Source organism: Stenotrophomonas pictorum JCM 9942, assembly GCF_001310775.1.
Taxonomy (GTDB): Bacteria; Pseudomonadota; Gammaproteobacteria; order Xanthomonadales; family Xanthomonadaceae; genus Stenotrophomonas; species Stenotrophomonas pictorum.
Genome location: NZ_BAZI01000708.1, coordinates 1 through 809 on the forward strand (window position 1 = coordinate 1; position 809 = coordinate 809).

Here is an 809-nt window from a genome sequence, read left to right on the forward strand (position 1 = left end):
CCCGGTCGCCGCAGCCGCGCAGGCACGGCGGGTGCTGTGCGCACGGCTGCGCGGCAGCCTGCGGCTGATTCCGGTGGAAGACATCCTGTATCTGCAGGCCGACGAGAAATACGTGGTGGTGCACCACACCCGCGGGCAGGACCTGATCGAGGAATCGTTGCGCTCGCTGGAAGAGGAGTTCCCGGCGCGTTTCATCCGCATCCACCGCAATTGCCTGGTCGCGCGTGCGCGGCTGGTCGAGTTGCGGCGTGCCCCGGCCGGCAGGTGCATGCGGTGTTGCGCGATGTACCCGAGCCACTGGAAATCAGCCGCCGCTGCGTGGCCAGCCTGAAGCAGGCGTTGCCGCAGCTGTGACCGCCGCGCCGCTGCGGCGATAATGGGCACATGACTACCTTGCGTATTGCCACCCGAAAGAGCCCGCTTGCCCTGTGGCAGAGCGAACACGTCGCCGACCGCCTGCGCCAGGCCCATCCGGGGCTGGAGGTGACCCTGGTGCCGATGAGCACGCGCGGCGACGAGGTGCTGGACCGTTCGCTGGCGGCCATCGGCGGCAAGGGCCTGTTCCTGAAGGAACTGGAGCTGGCGATGCTGCGCGGCGAAGCCGACTGCGCGGTGCATTCGCTCAAGGATGTGCCGATGGAACTGGAGGCACCGTTCGTGTTGCCGGCCATTCTGACCCGCGCCGACCCGGCCGATGCCTTCGTTTCCAACCACTACGCCACGCTGGACCAGCTGCCGCACGGCGCGGTGGTGGGTACTTCGTCGCTGCGCCGGCAGGCCCAGCTGCGCGCGCTGCGGCCGGATCTGCA

Annotated in this window: 1 protein-coding gene and 1 pseudogene; both read left to right on the forward strand. The window is 68.9% G+C overall.

Annotation, left to right across the window (positions count from 1 at the left end; genetic code table 11):
* A pseudogene (locus JCM9942_RS17195) lies at positions 1–354 on the forward strand (LytTR family DNA-binding domain-containing protein); the annotation flags it as partial.
* Positions 355–384: 30 nt separating this feature from the next.
* Positions 385–809, forward strand: a 425-nt coding sequence (hemC, locus tag JCM9942_RS17200; RefSeq protein ID WP_083468620.1) for a hydroxymethylbilane synthase, incomplete at its 3' end; no start/stop codon positions are given.